Genomic DNA, 16025 nt, shown 5'->3' with positions numbered 1-16025 from the left:
GGCCGGCCCTAACGCGGGAATGAGCGCCCCGTTCACCCAGAAGTTAGGGCCCAGGGCATGCTGCCGGCATGCGCGCCTGCCTGTTCCTGCTCTGCCTCCTGTCCGTGATGCCCGCGGCCGCCGCCGAGCTGTCGGCGCGCGACCACGAGCGCGTGCGTGCCGCCGTGGCGCGGGGCGAAATGGTGCCGCTGGCCGAGGTGCTGGCCGATGCCCAGCGCCGCCATCCCGGCCAGGTGCTGGAAGTGGAACTCGAAGGCGATGAATATGAGGTGGAGATCCTCGGTGACGACGGCGTGATCCGCGAACTCGAGTACGACGTGCGCACCGGCGCGCTGCTCGAGGTCGAGGTCGAGGACGACTGATGCGCGTGCTGCTGGTCGAAGACGACGCCGACCTGGCGCAGCGCCTCGCCGCCGCGCTCACCGAGGCCGGTTATGCCGTGGATCACGCCGCCGACGGCGTGGACGCCGAGTTCCGCGGCCAGACCGAAACCTACGACGCCGCCGTGCTCGACCTGGGCCTGCCCGGCATGGATGGCCTGAGCGTGCTCGACGCCTGGCGCGGCAACGGCCAGCGCCTGCCGGTGATCGTGCTGACCGCGCGCGGCCGCTGGCACGACAAGCTCGCCGGTTTCGACGCCGGCGCCGACGACTATCTGGTCAAGCCCTTCGCCACCGAAGAACTGGTGCTGCGCCTGCGCGCGCTGATCCGGCGCAGCGGCGGCCATGCGCATCCACAGCTGGCCTGCGGTGGCCTGTCGCTGGACGACAACGCCGGCCGTTTCACCCTGCGTGGCGAAGCGTTGTCGCTGACTGCGCAGGAACATCGCATCCTCGCTTACCTGATGCACCGCCGCGACGCGACCGTCAGTCGCAGCGAGCTGGGCGAACACGTGTACGAACAGGGTTACGACCCCGATTCGAACGTGCTGGACGTGCTGATCGGCCGCATCCGCCGCAAGATCGGCGCCGACCGCCTGGTCACCGAACGCGGAAAGGGCTTCCGCCTGATGGAGTTGCCGTGATCGACCGCCGGTCGCTGCGCCTGCGGCTGCTGGTCTCGGGCAGCGTGGGCGTGCTGCTGGCGTCGCTCGCGGTGGCGTGGTGGCTGGGCCAGGCCTTCACCGAAGCCAGCGAACGTGCGTTCGACCGTGACCTCGCCGACGAGCTGCAGACCCTGATCGTGATGGGCGAAGTGGACGATCGCGGCGGATTCGCGCTGCAGAACGAGCCCGAGGACCAGCACTACGCCCAGCTGTATTCCGGCCACTATTGGCGCGTGGTGGCCGGCGACCGCCAGTTCCAGTCACGGTCCTTGTGGGACGGCAGCCTGGACATCGCCCTGCCCGACAAACCCGGCCGGCCGCGCGTACGCGAGGTGAAGGGCCCACGCGACGAAACCCTGCGCGTGCTGGTGCAGGCCGTGCGTTACCCGGACCTGCCCCGTCCGGTGGTGTTCATCGTCGCAGCGGACCGCGCCGAGCTCAGCGCCGAAGCCGCCGACTTCCGCCTGCTCGCGGGCGGTGCGGTGGCGGTGGTGGCGGTGACCCTGTTGCTGCTGCTGGCCCTGCAGGTGGGTTTCGCACTGCGTCCGCTGACCCGACTGGCCGACACCGCCGCGCGAGTGCGCCGCGGCGAGGCCGCGAGTTTCCCGACCGAGGGCTTGCCACCGGAAGTCGCGCCGCTGGCCAACCACCTCAACGAACTGCTCGAACACCACGACCGTTCGGTGCAGCGCGCCCGCACCGCCGCCCAGGACCTGGCGCACGCGCTGAAGACGCCGCTGACCGTGCTGTCGCTGGAAGCCCAGCGCCCCGGCCCGCAACTGCCGGCGCAGGTGCTGGCCCAGGTGGCGAACATGCAGGCCTCGGTGGACCGCCACCTGGGCCGCAGCGTCACCGCCGACCAGCGCAGCCGCACGCCGGTGGCGGCGGTGGTGGACGCCCTGATCGCCCTCATGCAGCGTGTCCACGCCGATCGCGGCGTGGTGTTCGAACGAATGCCCGGCGCCGACGCCGTATTCGCCGGCAGCCGCGAGGATCTCGAGGAAATGCTGGGCAACCTGCTCGACAACGCCGGCAAGTGGGCGCGGTCGAAGGTGCGCGTGGGCGTTGCGGCCGATGCGGGGCGCTTGAGGATCGAGGTGCGCGACGATGGCCCCGGCCTGCCGGCGGAAGCGCTGGAGGAAGTCACCGGGCGCGGCGTGCGCCTGGACGAACGCACACCCGGCTCGGGCCTGGGCCTGGCGATCGTGCAGGACATCGCCGGGGGCTATGGCGGGCGACTGACGCTGGCCTCGGAGGCCTCGGGCCTGATCGCGGGCCTGGACCTGCCCGCGGGCTGAAGACCTATTCGCGCCAGTGGCGCGCGCCGAGGAACACCAGCCGCAGCTGCCGCACGAAGTTCTCGACCAGCTCCTGTTCCTGGCGCGGCTGGCCCGGCGGCAGGTCGAGGATGTCCGAGGCCGCGTTGAGCATGGTCGTCACCACCAGGCCGCAGATCATCTGCAGGCTGGCGCTCGAGAGGTCCGGCAGGGTGCCGAGGGCGCGCAGGTCCTGGGCCATTTCCGAAGCGAAGTGGCTTTCCTCGGTGCGGATCGCCTGGCGGATGGCGCGTGAGCCGCCGCCGCGTTCGCCGGCGATGAAGCGGAACACCAGCGGTCGTTCCTCGACGAAACGTTTGTAGATCAACACCGAGCCGCGAAGCATGTCGGTGGGCGGAATGCCGTCGCGGCGCGCCTCGCGCAGCAGCCGGCGCAGGGTGACGCCGCCCATTTCGACCAGGGCCAGTCCCAGTTCGTCCAGGTCGCGGAAGTGGCGGTAGAAGGCGGCCGGCACCACGCCCGCTTCGCGGGTGATCTCGCGCAGGCCCAGCGAGGAGTAACCGCGGCCTTGGCCGATCAGCGACAGCGCGGCCTCGACCAGGCGTTGCCGGGTACGTTCCTTGCGCTCGATGCGGGTGACCGGGGCTTCCGATTCGGACGGCAGGGAGGCGGGTTTGCTGACGGACAAAGCGGTCTCCAGAGCCGGAACGGCGGGGCTTCCAGCGGAGCGGGCGACTCCGGGGCTGGGCGCCAGTATAGGCGGCCGGCTCCGGAACGGGCGTTTGGAGTGGAAACTCCGTTGATGTTGGGTAAACATATGTTCACCCAAAGACCGGACCCGGAATGATTCCCTCGCCCACCCCTGCCCAGCGCCCTGTTTCGCCCGTCCAGCGCCTCTGGCGGCATCCCCTGTGGGCGCCGCTGAACGACGTACAGGCCTGGAACCGGCTGGCCCGGGTGCTGAATCCGGCCTGGTCGTTCACCGAATCGACGGCGCGGGTGCTGCGGGTGGTGGACGAGGCGCCCGGTGTGCGCAGTCTGTGGCTGCGGCCGAACCGCCGATTCGCCGGCTTCCGGCCAGGCCAGCACGTCCTGCTGGAGCTCGAGATCAATGGCGCCCGCCAGGCGCGCTGCTTCAGCTTCTCGCACGCTCCACGCCCGGACGGCCTGGTCCGCCTGACCATCAAGGCCAAGCCGGAAGGTCCGGTATCCGCGGCGGCGCACCGCCTGCAGCCGGGCCAGGTGCTGCGGCTGGGCCGCGCCCAGGAGACTTCCAGCCGCGACGCGACGATTCGCCGCTGCTGATGCTCGGTGCCGGCAGCGGCATCACGCCGATGATGGCGCTGTTGCAGGACCTGGCGGCGCGGGCGCCGCAGCGGTCGGTGCAGCTGCTGCACAGCGTGCGCACGGAAGCGGACGCGATCTTCGCGGATGAACTCAAGGCGCTGTCCGCGGACTTCCCCGGCCTGCGCGTGCAGCTGCATTGCACGGGCGAACACGGACAGCTCGACGCGACCCGGATCGCCGCGCGGGTGCCCGACTGGCGCGAGCGCGAGACGCTGCTGTGTGGTCCCGACGGCTTCATGCGCACGGTCGAGGCGATGTTCGACGCCGCCGGCCTGCGCGACCGCCTGCAGAGCGAAAGTTTCGGCCGCCGCGCCGCGCCGGTGGATCCGCAGGCGCAGGAACACGTCGTGGTCTACGGCGAAACGACGCGCGTTTTCACCGCACGCACCGGCCAGACCCTGCTCGACGCCGCCGAGGCCGCCGGCCTGCAGCCGAAGTTCGGATGCCGCCGCGGCATCTGCCGCACCTGCCAGTGCCGCAAGCGCAGCGGCACCGTCACCAACCGGCTCACCGGCCAGGCTTCGGGCCCGGGCGAGGAGTGGATCCAGCTGTGCATCTCCACGCCCGACAGCGCCGTCGAGCTGATGCCGTGACATCGAGGAAGCCCATGATCGCCAAGACCCGACTTGATCCCGAATCGCTGGCCCGTTTCCAGGCCGAGCTGGACGCGCTGCGCGTGGAAGCGTTCGCGCAGGTGGGTGAAGCCGACGCCCGCCACATCCGCCGCATGCGCGGCATCGTGCAGGGTTCGGCGATCGCCGGCCGCGGCCTGCTGATGTTCGGCTGGGGCCCGGTCAGCTGGATCGCCGGCGTGATCAGCCTGGCCGCGGCCAAGATCATGGAGAACATGGAGATCGGCCACAACGTGATGCACGGCCAGTACGATTTCATGAACGACCCGTCGTTCAACTCGGCCACGTATGAGTGGGACATCGTCTGCGACGGCGACCACTGGCGGAACTCGCATAACGTCGAACACCACGACCACACCAACGTCATCGGAAAGGACCACGATTTCGGCTACGGCATGCTGCGCCTGAGCGGCCAGCAGAAGTGGAAGCCGGCGACCCTGCTGCAGCCGTTCTGGTATTTCCTGCTGTGCATCAACTTCCAGTGGGGCGTGGCGGTGCACGACATCAAGATCGGCCGTTTCCTGAAGGGCAGGATGAAACGCGCCGAGTTCCGCGAGCGCATGCGGCCCTTCCTGCGCAAGGCCGGGCGGCAGCTGTTCAAGGACTACGTGCTGTTCCCGGCGCTGGCCTTCTGGCAGTGGCCGCGTGTGCTGCTGGGCAACCTGGCGGCGAACCTGATCCGCAACGTGTGGACGAACGCCATCATCTTCTGCGGCCACTTCACCGAAAACGTGCAGACCTACACGCGGCGCAAAGTGGAGGAGGAAACCCGCGGCGGCTGGTACCTGCGCCAGATCCAGGGTTCGAGCAACCTCGAGGGCGGCAAGCTCTTCCACGTGCTGACCGGCTACCTCAGCCACCAGATCGAACACCACCTGTTCCCCGACCTGCCGGCGCCGCACTACCCGCGCATCGCCCCGCGCGTGCGCGAGATCTGCGCGCGTTACGGCGTGCACTACAACAGCGGCGGGTTCTGGAAGCAGTACACGGGGTGCTGGCGCGCATCATCAGGTACTCGGTGCCGACGCCGACGCGCGCGGCGGCGGCCGGAGCGGGATGAGCAGGCTGGGGCGCCTGCTCCAGCCGATTTCCGGCTGCGCGGCGGTGTGCCCGGTCGGCTCGCGGCAGCTTGATGCGGATCAATGCGCGGAAACGGATTGGCCCTAGACTGGCGTCCTCCCGAGTCAGGGGCGCGAACGATGCAGGAAGGCGCGAATTACCTTAAGCGGCACCGCGTGGCGGAACACGCGACCCGACAGGCACGTCCGGTTCATCGGCCCTCCTGCCTGGCGAGCGATTGCGCGCCTTCGCGCTGGCCGAACTGCAGGCCGCGGCGGCCGAGCTGGCCCGTCCCGACGAGACCCGGCACAAGGGCGTGCACCAGGCGCGCAAGCACCTGCGCCGGACCCGCGCCACGCTGGCCTTGGGCCGGTCTTGCCTGGGCAGTGCCAGCCGTCGCCTGGACGACGACATCGGCCAGCTGTGCCGTGGCCTCGCGCCGCTGCGGGACGCGCAGGCCTTGATCGAAGGCCTGGAGCGGCTCGGCCAGGGCGCCCCACAGGAACTGGACGCCGAGTGGCCGGAAGCGATCGGACTGGCGCGGCAGCGTCGCGATGATCTGATGGCGCGGGCCTTGTCCCGCGATCCCGACTTCCGGCGCCGGCGCGATCGTGTCGTGGCCCTGGCCATGCGACTGGCCAGGCTGGACTGGGAGAGCGTGGACGAGTCCATCGTGGCCGCCGCGATCGTGCGCAGCGAACGGCGCCTGCTCAAGGCGCGCCGGCGCGTCGAACGCCACCCCGGGGAGGAAGAACGTTGGCACGTGCTGCGCCGCCGCCTGCGCCGCCTGCGCCAGCAGGAGCACCTGCTGGTGCAGGAACTGCCGGCGCTGTATCCGGGGCGGACCGTACCCGCCGACGAGGCGACCCGTCTGGGCGATGCCCAGGACGACGCGCTGATCCTCCGGCATTGTGGCCGGCATACCCCGTTCCCACCCGGGCTCCGCCAGACCCTGCGGCGCGTCGCCCGCGAGCGGCTGCGCGCGGCGCGGGCACCGGCGCCGCCGGTGATGCACTGAGCGGCAGTCAGAGATCCAACGCCGCTTGGGCTTCCCGGCCCGGACTCGGGCGGACGCGCGAGAATGCCAGCAGCTCCTGCAGGCGCGCGCCCTTTTCGCGCCAGTCGTGGAACAGCTCCTCGCCCAACAGGGCGTAGTGCCAGGTCCGGCCGTCGCGGTGTTCGGGCGCCAGTGCGTTGACGCGCTCGCACCAAGCGACGGCGGCTTTCAACTTGCGCTGCACGTTCGGGTGCGTGAGCTGGCCTTGGGCCTTGGTCTCGGCCAGATAGACGGCGTCGGCGGTCCGCACCAGGAAGTCCGGATGGTAGTGCGCGGCGATGCCGTCGTCCTTCAGGTAACGCAGGCGCATGAAGGCGTGGCGGTTCTCGCTGATGCGGCAGAAGGCCTGCACGCCGCTGTCGGCCTGGGCCCATTCGATGAAGGCGCGCTCCAGGCCGCCGGCGCGGGATGGATAACCGAGCCGGTCGTAGATGCACTTGGAAACTTCCAGCGAACCGCTTTCGCGCACCATGATCCGGTCCACTTCCGAGAGGTGGCGGTAGCGGATTTCGGTGTCGCCGTAGGGCGCGCGCTGTTCAGCCTGGTGCAGGGCCAGGCCGAACACCTTGACGATGTGGTCGACCACCGGCTGCAAGGCCAGCAGGCGCCAGCCTTCGTCCAGCAAGGGTTCGAAGGGTTCGCCGAACAGGCGCTCGCGGATGAAGTCGTCCACGGCCGCCGCCAGCTCCACGCTGCCGGTCTGCTGGTAGGGTCGGGGCAGGTGGCTGGCGATGCGGTTGCCGCCGGGCAGCGGCGCGTTCTGCGCCTGGGCGATGCGCCGGGTCAGGCGCGACAGCAGTTCGTTGTAGCCGCTGACGCCCATCACGGCGCCGGCGACACGGTAGTCGCCGAACAGCGTCGCGCTCTGCAGGTCCTTGGACACGAACGTTTCGCCCTTGCCGACCAGGACCGCAAGTTCGGCGCGGCCCATGGCGCCGAAGGGCGGCAGCGCGGCGATGTCGATGTGCGAATGCCGAAGTTCTTCGTCCGCTTCGTGCAGGACGAAGGGAATGGGGATGTCGTAGGCCTCGAAACCGGGTCGCAGCGTCGCGGCGACGAGGTCGCCGGTCGTGCCGCCCTCGTCGTCGTCGCCGGTGGTGCCGACCAGGCCCTCGGACATCAACTCGTCGTAGAAGGACTGGAAGGCCGGGTGTTCGACGATCGAAAGGATGTCGACCAGGCTGCCCGGCTCTTCGCCGCGGTTGATGCGTTCGCGGTTCTCGCGTTTGAGGTCGGCGAACTCCGGATCTCGCCACATCAGGCGCAGGCCGCGGCCGATGGTCTGTTCCAGCAGGATCTGCGCCCCGGACGCCCGCAGCGGCACGATCACGCAGATGTTGTTGACGTCGAAACCCTCGCGCAGCATCAGTACGCTGACGATCACGCGCGGCTGCGCATGCCGGTCGATATCGAACAGGCGCTGGCGCAGCGGCGCCCACTCCTTCTCGCCGAGTTCGGCTTTCTTCCCTGAATCCACGGTCAGCACATCGTCCGGCTGCAGGCCTTCCTCTTCCATAAGTCGGCCACGAGCGGCGTGATCGTGGTGTCCTCGCAGACCACCATCATCTTCGGCTTGCGCTCCGGGTCCACCTTCGCGAAGTCGGCCTCCAGCCGCCGCAGCTTCTGCAGGCCGGCGCGCAGCATGATCTTCTGGCCGTCGGAAAGCGCGACGTTGCCGTCGGCGTCGCGTTCGGCCTTGAATTCCAGGGGCAGCGCGTCGGTGATCGCCTTGCGCTTGTCCAGCACCAGCGATTTCACGAGGCCCAGACGCATCGCCGCCTTCAGGTCAAAGTCGACGATGATGTGCGGGAACCAGGCCTTGGACTTCCGTTTTGCCGTGCCCAGGTCGTTGTAGGGCGTGGCCGAGAAGTCGACCTGCACGAATCGCCGTCCCTTGCCTTCGGCCAGGCGCAGCAGGCTCTTCTGCCACTCCACCTCGCTGGCTTCGCCGGCCTTGCGGATCTCGTGGATGTGGTGGGCTTCGTCGTTGAAGACCATCAGGTCCGGCAGCCCGGCGAGATAGGCCAGCACGTTGCCGCGGGCCCAGCGGCGGTCGAGCATGTCCAGGGCATTGCCGGTCGCGCGGCCGGGTGCCACCGGCAGCACGCGCCTGGCGACGATGTCGGCCGCCGGCGCGACGACGGGCGTCAGCACCGCCTCTTCCGATTCGAGTTCTTCCTCTTCCTCACCCGCGTCGCTCAGCAGGTGCCAGTTGGTGATGGCGATCAGCCCGTTGCCGGTCGCCTTCAGGCCGATCTCGGCCTTGCTGCAGGTGTTGCCGCGCACGAACTGGTGCACCTGTTCGCGGCAGGCTGGCGGCAGGAACAGGTCGGCATGGACCGCCAGGTCGGCGCAGGCGAAATCGCGCTGGCCGTCCTCGCGCTGTTTGCCGAGAAAGGCATCGAGCAGGCGTTCGTAGACGATCAGGCCCGGCGCCACCAGCAGGAAGCGGCGGGTGAAGCGCGGGTCGTCGCGCCCCTCGTCCTGGGCGGCGCTGCGGTTTAGCAACTGCCACACAATGAGCGCCTGCAGCACCCAGGTCTTGCCGGTGCCGGTGGCCATCTTCAGGCAGTACTTCGGGTGTGCGTGGTGCGGCCGCGACACCTCGATCAGCCGGTCATCCTCCAGCAGAGCCCCGGGGCAAACTTCGCGATACAGGTGCGCCAGGTCGGTGCAGCCAAGCACCTCGTGCGCAACGATGGCGTTGAGGATGGCCTGGCGCTGGCCGGTGTGGAAATTCACGCCGCGCGCCTGGCAGGCCTCGTCGCCGAACCACCAGCGCAGCAGTTCGGCCGTGACCGGCGTGACCAGGTCGTAGAGGTCGGCGATGCCCTGCTCCAGGCCGACGCAGAGCTGCTGCGTGCGTGCGGTGAGCGCCTTTGCCAGCGGCAGGGGATGGGCGGCTTCAGCCACTGGCCCGACTCCCGGACTTGCCTGGCGTAAACAGGATGTTTATAGTGGCCGCGTGATCAGGAGCGTCGCCGACAAAGAAACCGTGCAGCTGCTGGCCACGGGCAAGTCCAAGCGACTGCCGCCGGCAATCCTGCGGCGCGCGTTGCTGCGACTCAACCAGCTTGATCATGCCAAGGCGCTGGACGACATGCGCTTCCCGCCGGCCAACCACCTGGAAGCGTTGAAGGGCGACCGGGTCGGGCAATGGAGCGTCCGCATCAACGACCAATGGCGCCTGTGCTTTCGTTTCGTGGACGGCGATGCATTCGATGTCGAGATCGTCGACTATCACTGAGGAATCCGGACAATGAGCAACCCCGTCAATGGCATGCCGGCGATCCATCCCGGCGAATACGTTCGAGAGGCCCTGGAGGCGCTCGGGCTCAGCCAGGCGGCCTTCGCCAAGGCCATCGGCGTCTCGGCGATGCGCATCTCGCACCTGGTCCGCGAAGAGCGCCCGGTGACCGCAGATCTTGCGCTGCGGCTGGGTCGCGCCTTCGGACAGAGCCCGGAATATTGGCTCGGCCTGCAGGCCGGTTACGAACTGAAGCTGGCCCAGCTTCGTCTCGGCAAGAGCCTCGGCAAGATCCGGCAACTGGCTGCCTGAGCCGGCGCTCACGGGCCGGGCTCCGCGACGACCTGCACGACCTCCGCCTCGAAGCCGAACACGTCGACCGCACGCACGCAGACCCGGCGATCGCCGGCCTTGCGCGGCACGACCACGTCGGCGCGGGCGACCACACGTAGCGCGTCACCGTCGTTGGCGGTGTTGCCGCGGTAGTCCTGCCAGACCGAGCGGAACACCTGGCCGTCGTAGTCCGGGTCGACCGCCCAGTATTCGATCAGGGCCAGCGGTTCGGCGTTCATCACCTTCAGCAGCTTCACGCGGTTCTCGTCGTCGAGGTTGATCGCCTCGGGAGACAGCAGCACGTAGTTGGCCAGCGTCACCTTCAGGGTTTCTTCCTCGCCGCTGCGTTCGCGGACCACCGGCTTGAGGCTCAGGTACTGAAGGCTGGAGAAACGGACCTGGCCGCGCAGCTTCTCGATGCCGCCCTTCTTCTTCAGCCGGTCGATCAGGTCGGGCGGGATCACCAGCACTTCCAGGCGCTCATCGGCCAGCTTGCCGATGTCGTCGCCGATCGAGGGCTCGAAGTTCCAGCCCAGCACGACCACGCGATCCCAGCCGCCCATCAGGCTGTCGCGCAGCGCCTGCGCCTTGCGCAGCGTGGCGACGCCGGTGAGCTTGCTGGGCGAGTCGGCCAGCACCAGGGTCTTCTTACCTCCGAACACGATCTGCCCGAGATTGCGCAGCGGGTTCTCCTCCGCCGGCACCGGCAGCGCGCCATAAAGCGACAGCACGATCTCCGACAGGTCGCCGATGCGCATGCTGCGGCCGAAGTGGCTCCTCGCAGCCTCCACCTGGTAGTCGCCGACCGCCTGGTACAGGAAGGGCTTCGCGCCCTGGTCGATCAGGCGCTTGCGCATGATCATGCAGGCGGGCTTGCCGAGATCGGTGGTTATCCATCGGCGGCCAAGTCGTTCTGCAGAAGCAGCTGTTGTTCCGGACCCGCCGAAGATATCGAGCACTAACCCGTTCTCCGGGCAAGAAGAGGAAATCACCCGATCGAGAAGTTTCTCAGGCTTCTGGGTCGCATAATCGACCCGTTCGTTTGCAACGGGATTTACCGGAGGAATGTCGTCCCACACTGAGTCGACGATGTCTCCTTCAACTTCATCGAGATAGATTTTCCGGCTACCACCACCCGTTGGATTGACATCACTCCTGCAAAGGCGACCCGTCTCGTCGGGGCGAAACCTCTTCAGGTAGTCGGGATTGTGAGGTTTGAACTGCGTCTTCCAGAAGTACTCATCTGACTTGGCATAAGAGAAGATGAGATCGTGCTTCTGAGGAAATTTTCGTGCGGTCGAGCGCTTGAAGCCGAAGTAGCTCCAGACAACTTCGTTTCGGAGGTTTTCCTTCCCGAAGACCTCATCCAAGGCGACTTTCACGTAGTGGCTGACATGCCAGTCTAGGTGGACGTAAATCGAGCCCGTGCTAGAGAGAAGCTCCCGCATCAACACCAACCGCGGCACGATCATCGCCAGGTACGACGCTGTGCCATCCGACCACGTATCCGAATACGCGAACTGCTCGATCACCGTCGGCCGCTGCTCCAGCTCCACGCCCGGCAGCGTGACCTTGGTGCGGTAGTCGGCCTTGGAATCGAAGGGCGGGTCGATGTAGATCAGGTCGACCTTGCCGCGCAGCGAGGGCGTGCGTTCGTCGCCGGCCAGCAGTGCGGCCATGGCCAGCAGGTTGTCGCCGTAGATCAGGCGGTTGGTCCAGTCGTCCTGCCCGGCTTCGCCCAGGCGCGCGCGGCGTTCGGCCTGGGCGATCCAGTCGCCCGCCGACACGTCCTTCGAAGGCAGCACCCATTCGCGGGTCTGCAGACCGATACGGTGTTTTCCTTCCAGCCCCTCGAGGATGCGCTCGGCCTGCGCGCGACCGTCGGCGACGATCCTCGGCAGTTGTTCGAGCAGGGACTTGGACATCGGGACGCCGAAAGTGAATGAAAGCGAATGAAAGCAAAACTTCCATTCGATTGAAAGCGAAACTTTCAATCGGCTTCGGCGTGGCCCCTATGGTCTGGCCCCATGAAAGAGGAGCAGGCCAGGTTCTCGGAGCGATTGCGGGCCGCGTTGCGCGATGCCGGCATCGAGGAGAGCGCGGTCGCGCTGATGAAACGCTTCAACAGTCGCTACGGCGGCACCTCGGTGACCTCGCAGGCGGTGTCGGGCTGGCTCAACGGCAAGTCGATGCCGCGCCAGGACAAGCTGCGCTCGCTGGCCGAGCTGCTGGACGTGGACCTGCATTACCTGCAGACGGGCGAGGGCAAGTCGAAGCTGCTGCGCGAAGGGCGGGCCGCCTGGCCCGAGTCGGTGACCCCGGAAGAGCGCCAGGCGATCGAGGCCTTCCTCGGGCTGCCCGAGCCGTCCCGCCGGCTGGTCGGGCAGTTGATAGACGCTTTGGCGAAAATCCCAGGCAAGGGCGCGGCGAAGCGCTGATGCCGGGAGGCGCCCGGGATGGTGATCTGGGGTGGTTCCCGGGTTCCGGAGTCGCCATGCCCTGTCTGCTGGTCAAGCCGAGCGCCGTATCGATGCCACGGCTTGTCATGGTCCCAAATTGGGACTATGGTCGGCCATGAGGATCATCTCGGTCGGCACCCTGAGGCATTTCTGGGCCCGGCATCCGGAGGCCGAGCAGGCCTTGAGGGCCTGGCATGACGAGGCCAGGCACGCGGCCTGGCAATCGCCCCAGGACATCCGCGAGCGCTACGCCAGCGCCAGTTTCGTCGGCAGCAACCGGGTGGTCTTCAACATCAAGGGCAACCAGTACCGGCTGGTGATCGCGGTGGCCTGGCGGTTCCAGGCCGTCTACATCAAGTTCGTCGGCCGCCATGCCGACTACGACCGCATCGACGCCGCCACCGTGGAGGACGCATGAACATCCGCCCCATCCGTACCGAGGACGATCACCGGGCGTCGCTGCGCGAGTTGTCGGCGTATTTCGAGCGCGAACCGGAGCCGGACACCGAAGACGGTGATCGCTTCGAAATCCTGTTGACCCTGGTCGAGGCCTACGAGGCGAAGCACCAGCCGGTCGCACCGCCCGATCCGATCGAGGCGATCCGCTTCCGCATGGAACAGGGCGGTCTGACGGTGAAGGACCTGGTGCCGTCGATCGGCCAGCCCAACCGGGTCTACGAAGTGCTCAACCGCAAGCGCGGCCTGACGCTGGAGATGATCCGCAACCTGCACCGCAATCTCGGCATTCCGGCGGAAAGCCTGATCGGCGGCTGAAAAAGGAAAACCCGCCACGAGGGCGGGTTTCCGGTTGGCTGTCGGTGGCGCCGGGGCTGCAGGCGCCGTTCGTTACTCCTTGCCGCCCTGCACGCCCTTGTCGACCACCAGCTTCACCACGACCTTGCGCGCGCCGGCATTGCTGCCCGAACCCGCGTCGGTGGCCACGCCCATGCCGTCGCCCGCGCGCACGCGGCCCGGCATCAGGCCGGCGCTCTGCTGGAGGTAGTTGGCGACCGCCTCGGCACGTGCCGCGCTGAGCCGCTGGTTGGCGACCGGGTCGCCGACCGAGTCGGTGAAGCCCTGCAGCACGACCTGGTAGTTCTCGGTGGCCTTGGCCTTGTCGGCGAAGCCGCTGAGTTCGGTCTTGTCTTCGGCCGAAATCGCGGTGCTGCCACTGGCGAAGTGCACTTCCACCTCGGCCAGCGACTCGTAGGTTCCGAAGTCGTCCATGCGCGCCTGGGTCGGCGCCAGGCCGGCCTGGACCTGCTGCGCGGTGCGGTGGTCCTCGGCCTTGAACGAGACCTCGGTCGCGTTGAAGCCGTCACCGGCGGCGATCACATCGGCGTTGACCGGCAGGCCGGGAATCAGCGAGCCCTGCTCGACGTTCTCGTGCACGACGCCGGTCAGGCCCTTGGTCATCTTGAATTTCGTGTCGGCCGAGACGGTGAACTGGAGATCGGCGTTGTTGGCGTCCCGCACCGTGATCGTATTGCCATCGATGGCGGTGATCAGGCCCTTGATCTTGCTCTTGTCGCCGTCGGCCGCGAACGCCGGCAGCATCGCCAGCACGGCCGCGAATGCGGCGGCCAGCAGCACGTGTTTCCGAAGATGTCTGGTGTCCATGTCCAACCCCTTTGCGTGGGTGAGGAGATCCGGCGCCGAACCCCGTTTCCTGAATCCTGCCGATGTGTCCGGGCGTCCGGACTGCCGTCCCGGCAGGCATGCCGGAGAGGTCGGGGAGCGCCCGTTGCGGAAGCTCCGTCGGCATTGTCTGGGCCTGGCGATGCAGTCGCCATTGACCCTTGGCCCAACGCTCCAGGCAAAAGAAAACCCGCCACGTGGGCGGGTTTCCTGGGGAGGGGATCGAAGCCGGTGGGCTTACTTGATCTTGCCTTCCTTGTACATCACGTGCTTCCGGACGACGGGATCGTACTTCTTGATCTCCATCTTGTTCGGGGTCGTCTTCTTGTTCTTGTCGGTCGTGTAGAAATGACCGGTGCCGGCAGAAGACGTCAGGCGGATCTTGTCGCGCTTGGATGCCATGGTTCAGTCCTCCTCAGATCTTTTCGCCGCGGGCGCGCATTTCGGCCAGGACGGAGTCGATGCCGTTCTTGTCGATGGTGCGCAGGGCGTGCATGGAAAGGCGCAGCTTCACCCAACGGTTCTCAGAGGCAACCCAGAAGCGGCGCTCGTGCAGGTTGGGAAGGAAACGGCGGCGGGTCTTGTTGTTGGCGTGCGAGACGTTGTTGCCGGTCTGCACGCGCTTGCCGGTAACTTGGCAAACTCGGCTCATGGTCGAACTCCTGGGGTCGGACTGGCCGCCCATAGCCCGGGCGGCGGCGGCCCCGCGCGGCTGGCCCGGAGGCTGGCTGGCGCATGCGATGCGGGATGTTGCGGGCGCTCCGCCACCGGACGGGATCGCATTCCCGGGGCCGGAGACCAAAGGCGGGGTGCGGAGCGAGCCGCGCATTATGCCTACCTTTCCTTTGCCGGGCAATCACTTAGCCCAGCGGTCGAGCGGGCGTGTGGGATTGCCGCGGACTTGGCTACCGGGGCTGGCCGCCCCGATTCTTTAAAAACAACAACTTAGGGCAGGCTCAGCCCGTCCCGAAATAGTCGCGGCACCAGGCCACCACTTCGGGCAGGCCGGTCTCGATTGGCGTCCCCGGTTCGAAACCAAAAGCAGCCTTCGCGGCGCGGGTGTCGGCCATGGTTTCGACCATGTCGCCCGGCTGCATCGGCCGGTAGGTCTTGTCGGCCGGCCGGCCGGCGGCCTGTTCGATCACCGCGATGAAACGCTCGAGTTCCACCGGCGTGTGGTTGCCCAGGTTGAACACGCGGTGCGGCGGCGCTTCGGCGCCGCCATCGGCGGGTGGATGGTCCAGCGCGCCCAGCACGCCGGCGACGATGTCGCTGACGTGGGTGAAGTCGCGGCGCATGCGCCCGTGGTTGAACACCTCGATGCCACGCCCGGCCAGCACCGCGCGCGAGAACAGCACCGGCGCCATGTCCGGCCGGCCCCAGGCGCCGTACACGGTGAAAAAGCGCAGGCCGGTGGCGCGCAGCCGGAACAGGTGCGCGTAGGTGTGCGCCATCGCCTCGTTGGCGACCTTGGTGGCGGCGTAAAAGCTCAGCGGCTTGTCCACGCGCTGGTCTTCGGAGAAGGGCGGCACGGCGCTGCCGCCGTACACCGACGAGGACGAGGCGTACACCAGGTGCTGCACGCCGCGGTGGCGGCACAGCTCGAGGATGTTCGTGAAGCCGGTCAGGTTGCTGTCAACATAGGCCTGCGGGTTCTGCAGCGAATAACGCACGCCGGCCTGGGCCGCCAGGTGCAGCACGCGGGTGGGCTGCTCACGTTCGAACAGCGCCTCGAGACCGGCGCGGTCGGTGAGATCGAGCTCCGCGATCGGTACGTCCGGGCACAGCGCCGCGACGCGGTCGCGTTTGATCCGCGGGTCGTAGTAACTGTTGTAGTTGTCCAGGCCCACCACGCGCTCGCCGCGCGCGGCCAGGGCCCGGCAGGCGTAGGCACCGATGAAACCCGCGGCGCCGGTGACCAGGGTCGTCAT

The 16025-nt window shown here is 67.8% G+C and carries 19 protein-coding genes and 1 pseudogene; 12 read left to right on the top strand and 8 right to left on the bottom strand.

From position 1 onward, the window contains the following. Positions 1-68: 68 nt before the first annotated feature. Genes FRZ33_RS02745 through FRZ33_RS02735 form a run of 3 tightly spaced genes read left to right on the top strand, consistent with a single transcriptional unit; the run spans position 69 to position 2343 of the window. Positions 69-362, top strand: a complete 294-nt coding sequence (locus FRZ33_RS02745; RefSeq protein ID WP_146907471.1) for a PepSY domain-containing protein — start codon at positions 69-71, stop codon at positions 360-362. Continuing rightward, positions 362-1024 (top strand): response regulator transcription factor, encoded by a 663-nt coding sequence (locus FRZ33_RS02740; RefSeq protein WP_146907469.1) that lies wholly within the window; start codon positions 362-364, stop codon positions 1022-1024. Before FRZ33_RS02745 ends, FRZ33_RS02740 begins: the two co-directional genes overlap by 1 nt. Then, positions 1021-2343 (top strand): sensor histidine kinase, encoded by a 1323-nt coding sequence (locus FRZ33_RS02735; protein ID WP_146907467.1) that lies wholly within the window; start codon positions 1021-1023, stop codon positions 2341-2343. The genes FRZ33_RS02740 and FRZ33_RS02735 overlap by 4 nt, the downstream gene beginning before the upstream one ends. A 4-nt stretch (positions 2344-2347) precedes the next feature. Here FRZ33_RS02735 and fabR read toward each other — a convergent pair whose 3' ends face one another. Beyond that, a complete protein-coding gene (gene fabR / locus FRZ33_RS02730; protein WP_227978041.1) occupies positions 2348-3010 on the bottom strand; it encodes an HTH-type transcriptional repressor FabR in 663 nt (220 codons plus the stop codon). Positions 3011-3165: 155 nt separating this feature from the next. On the opposite strand from fabR, the gene FRZ33_RS02725 reads away from it, so the two are divergent. The 4 genes and pseudogenes from FRZ33_RS02725 to FRZ33_RS02710 all read left to right on the top strand — a co-directional run bounded on the left by FRZ33_RS02725 (position 3166) and on the right by FRZ33_RS02710 (position 6378). Then, positions 3166-3627, top strand: coding sequence for an FAD-binding oxidoreductase (locus FRZ33_RS02725; protein ID WP_146907463.1), 462 nt, complete (start codon positions 3166-3168; stop codon positions 3625-3627). Then, the gene (locus FRZ33_RS02720; protein WP_146907462.1) at positions 3627-4262 is read left to right on the top strand and encodes a flavin reductase family protein; all 636 of its coding nucleotides are present in this window, start codon (positions 3627-3629) and stop codon (positions 4260-4262) included. The genes FRZ33_RS02725 and FRZ33_RS02720 overlap by 1 nt, the downstream gene beginning before the upstream one ends. A gap of 14 nt (positions 4263-4276) precedes the next feature. After that, positions 4277-5361: pseudogene (locus FRZ33_RS02715) on the top strand (fatty acid desaturase family protein). 237 nt (positions 5362-5598) lie between these two features. Next, on the top strand, positions 5599-6378 hold the full coding sequence (locus tag FRZ33_RS02710; RefSeq protein WP_158637063.1) for a CHAD domain-containing protein: 780 nt from the start codon (positions 5599-5601) through the stop codon (positions 6376-6378). Positions 6379-6385: 7 nt separating this feature from the next. On the opposite strand, the gene FRZ33_RS15830 is transcribed toward FRZ33_RS02710, so the two are convergent. Then, the gene (locus FRZ33_RS15830; protein WP_227978038.1) at positions 6386-7933 is read right to left on the bottom strand and encodes a P-loop NTPase family protein; all 1548 of its coding nucleotides are present in this window, start codon (positions 7931-7933) and stop codon (positions 6386-6388) included. Continuing rightward, positions 7897-9330, bottom strand: a complete 1434-nt coding sequence (locus FRZ33_RS15825; RefSeq protein WP_227978036.1) for a DEAD/DEAH box helicase family protein — start codon at positions 9328-9330, stop codon at positions 7897-7899. Before FRZ33_RS15825 ends, FRZ33_RS15830 begins: the two co-directional genes overlap by 37 nt. A 52-nt stretch (positions 9331-9382) precedes the next feature. Here FRZ33_RS15825 and FRZ33_RS02700 point away from each other — a divergent pair, with 52 nt between their 5' ends. Continuing rightward, a complete protein-coding gene (locus FRZ33_RS02700; RefSeq protein ID WP_146907458.1) occupies positions 9383-9664 on the top strand; it encodes a type II toxin-antitoxin system RelE/ParE family toxin in 282 nt (93 codons plus the stop codon). A gap of 12 nt (positions 9665-9676) precedes the next feature. Further along, entirely contained in the window at positions 9677-9976 is a 300-nt protein-coding gene (locus FRZ33_RS02695) for a HigA family addiction module antitoxin (RefSeq protein WP_146907457.1), read from the top strand. An 8-nt stretch (positions 9977-9984) separates the two neighbouring features. On the opposite strand, the gene FRZ33_RS02690 is transcribed toward FRZ33_RS02695, so the two are convergent. After that, positions 9985-11922 carry a site-specific DNA-methyltransferase gene (locus tag FRZ33_RS02690; protein ID WP_146907455.1) on the bottom strand — a complete coding sequence of 646 codons (1938 nt, stop codon included), beginning with the start codon at positions 11920-11922 and terminating at the stop codon, positions 9985-9987. A 102-nt stretch (positions 11923-12024) separates the two neighbouring features. Between FRZ33_RS02690 and FRZ33_RS02685 the strand changes: the two genes are divergently transcribed. The 3 genes from FRZ33_RS02685 (at position 12025) to FRZ33_RS02675 (ending at position 13230) form a co-directional block, all read left to right on the top strand. Continuing rightward, positions 12025-12435, top strand: coding sequence for a helix-turn-helix domain-containing protein (locus FRZ33_RS02685; RefSeq protein ID WP_146907453.1), 411 nt, complete (start codon positions 12025-12027; stop codon positions 12433-12435). Between the two features lie 136 nt (positions 12436-12571). Beyond that, a complete protein-coding gene (locus tag FRZ33_RS02680) occupies positions 12572-12874 on the top strand; it encodes a type II toxin-antitoxin system HigB family toxin (RefSeq protein WP_146907452.1) in 303 nt (100 codons plus the stop codon). Then, positions 12871-13230 carry a helix-turn-helix domain-containing protein gene (locus FRZ33_RS02675; RefSeq protein ID WP_146907450.1) on the top strand — a complete coding sequence of 120 codons (360 nt, stop codon included), beginning with the start codon at positions 12871-12873 and terminating at the stop codon, positions 13228-13230. The genes FRZ33_RS02680 and FRZ33_RS02675 overlap by 4 nt, the downstream gene beginning before the upstream one ends. 72 nt (positions 13231-13302) lie before the next feature. Here the strand turns inward: FRZ33_RS02675 and FRZ33_RS02670 are convergent, their stop codons facing one another. The 4 genes from FRZ33_RS02670 to FRZ33_RS02655 form a co-directional block, all read right to left on the bottom strand. Continuing rightward, positions 13303-14076, bottom strand: a complete 774-nt coding sequence (locus tag FRZ33_RS02670) for an OmpA family protein (RefSeq protein WP_146907448.1) — start codon at positions 14074-14076, stop codon at positions 13303-13305. Positions 14077-14331: 255 nt separating this feature from the next. Continuing rightward, a complete protein-coding gene (rpmG, locus tag FRZ33_RS02665; RefSeq protein ID WP_034224346.1) occupies positions 14332-14496 on the bottom strand; it encodes a 50S ribosomal protein L33 in 165 nt (54 codons plus the stop codon). A gap of 13 nt (positions 14497-14509) precedes the next feature. Further along, positions 14510-14746, bottom strand: coding sequence for a 50S ribosomal protein L28 (gene rpmB, locus FRZ33_RS02660; protein ID WP_139449253.1), 237 nt, complete (start codon positions 14744-14746; stop codon positions 14510-14512). A gap of 304 nt (positions 14747-15050) precedes the next feature. Next, the gene (locus FRZ33_RS02655) at positions 15051-16025 is read right to left on the bottom strand and encodes an NAD-dependent epimerase/dehydratase family protein (RefSeq protein ID WP_146907447.1); all 975 of its coding nucleotides are present in this window, start codon (positions 16023-16025) and stop codon (positions 15051-15053) included.

This window comes from Arenimonas daejeonensis (assembly GCF_007993735.1).
GTDB classification, from domain to species: domain Bacteria; phylum Pseudomonadota; class Gammaproteobacteria; order Xanthomonadales; family Xanthomonadaceae; genus Arenimonas; species Arenimonas daejeonensis.
This window is presented reverse-complemented; position numbering and strand designations above follow the sequence as displayed.